This is a genomic window from Sciscionella sediminilitoris (assembly GCF_000737195.2).
Lineage (GTDB): Bacteria > Actinomycetota > Actinomycetes > Mycobacteriales > Pseudonocardiaceae > Sciscionella > Sciscionella sediminilitoris.
The window spans coordinates 1-362 of the sequence record NZ_JALM01000210.1 but is presented as its reverse complement, the minus strand read 5'-3'; the positions used below and the strand labels follow the sequence as shown (position 1 = coordinate 362).

Sequence of the window (362 nt, the reverse complement as noted above, 5' to 3'; positions counted from 1 at the left end):
GTGGAGGCGCATGGTACGGGGACGGCGTTGGGTGATCCGATCGAGGCGGGTGCGTTGTTGGCGACGTATGGGGCTGCTGCGCGGGTGACGCCGTTGTGGTTGGGTTCGGTGAAGTCGAATATTGGTCATACGCAGGCGGCTGCTGGTGTTGCTGGTGTGATCAAGATGGTGTTGTCGTTGCAGCGGGGGGTGCTTCCGGCGACGTTGCATGTGGGGGAGCCGTCGCGGTTGGTGGAGTGGGGTTCGGGTGCGGTGCGGTTGCTGACCGAGTCCCGGTCGTGGCCGGGTGAGTCGCGGCGTGCGGGGGTGTCGTCGTTCGGGATCAGTGGCACCAATGCGCACGTGATCCTCGAACAACCACC

Annotated in this window: 1 protein-coding gene; it reads left to right on the top strand. The window is 65.2% G+C overall.

The features are described 5' to 3' along the window. The coding region (locus tag AD72_RS35200) for a ketoacyl-synthetase C-terminal extension domain-containing protein (RefSeq protein WP_051899359.1) at window positions 1-362 on the top strand (362 nt) is incomplete at both ends.